This window comes from Vibrio sp. MED222 (assembly GCF_000153005.1).
GTDB lineage: Bacteria > Pseudomonadota > Gammaproteobacteria > Enterobacterales > Vibrionaceae > Vibrio > Vibrio tasmaniensis_A.
Window position 1 is genome coordinate 175,905 of the sequence record NZ_CH902609.1, and the last position, 1,113, is coordinate 177,017.

Annotated in this window: 1 protein-coding gene and 4 tRNA genes; all 5 read right to left on the reverse strand. The window is 43.3% G+C overall.

Annotation, left to right across the window (positions count from 1 at the left end; genetic code table 11):
- Positions 1-57 precede the first annotated feature (57 nt).
- Positions 58-134: transfer RNA gene (locus tag MED222_RS06340), tRNA-Met, on the reverse strand.
- Between the two features lie 103 nt (positions 135-237).
- A tRNA-Gly gene (locus MED222_RS06335) sits at positions 238-313 on the reverse strand.
- Between the two features lie 59 nt (positions 314-372).
- Positions 373-449 (reverse strand) — tRNA-Met (locus MED222_RS06330).
- A gap of 79 nt (positions 450-528) precedes the next feature.
- Positions 529-604, reverse strand: a tRNA-Gly gene (locus MED222_RS06325).
- Positions 605-784: 180 nt separating this feature from the next.
- The coding region (gene orn, locus MED222_RS06320; protein WP_009847909.1) for an oligoribonuclease at positions 785-1,113 on the reverse strand (329 nt) is incomplete at its 5' end.

Sequence of the window (1,113 nt, forward strand, 5' to 3'; positions counted from 1 at the left end):
AAGCTAACCGTTCATCTTTTCTGCTACAAAGCATCAAATCAACGTTCAACTGTAATGTGGTTGCGGGAGCCGGATTTGAACCGACGACCTTCGGGTTATGAGCCCGACGAGCTACCAAACTGCTCCATCCCGCGTCCGGATGTTTCTCTTTTCGCATCATTACCGTTTAAGACAATGAGACTAAACCATTTTCATTCTGAGCACTTTCTCAAAGAGACAGCTTCTAAGAATAGAATTTGGAGCGATACATCGGGTTCGAACCGATGACCTCAACCTTGGCAAGGTTGCGCTCTACCAACTGAGCTAGTATCGCATAAGCTAACCGTTCATCTTTTCTGCTACAAAGCATCAAATCAACGTTCAACTGTAATGTGGTTGCGGGAGCCGGATTTGAACCGACGACCTTCGGGTTATGAGCCCGACGAGCTACCAAACTGCTCCATCCCGCGTCCGAATGCATTGTTTAAGTCAATGAATCTTTCTCTCTAAAGAGACCTTCTAGGAATTCACTTCCTAAAAGTATAAATCTGGAGCGATACATCGGGTTCGAACCGATGACCTCAACCTTGGCAAGGTTGCGCTCTACCAACTGAGCTAGTATCGCAAACTGAAAACGTCTTTCGCCGTTCAGGGCTGCGAATTATAAGAGCATTTTTTTGTGATGCAAGTCCTTAATGCAAAAATCAGCAAGTTTTTACTCAACTGCTGTAAAAGCACACATATTTGCAAAAAAAATAGCTCTTATGTCCCTGAAAAGTTAGATAAACGTGAACATTTGATCTGATTAGATGTTAATAATCGTTTTTCGATAGTACTGCAGCTCAGCAATAGACTCTCGAATATCGTCTAATGCAAGGTGGCTTCCCGACTTAGAAAAACCATCTAACACTTCAGGCTTCCAACGGCGAGTCAGCTCTTTTAGGGTGCTAACATCAACATAACGGTAGTGGAAGTACTCTTCCAGCTCTGGCATATGCTTGTATAAGAATCGGCGATCTTGACCAATGCTGTTGCCACAAATTGGTGACTTACCTTTTGGTACCCATTTTTCCAGAAACTCAATCGTTTGTTGAATGGCATCTTGCTCTGAAACTGTACTGTCTTGAATTCGTT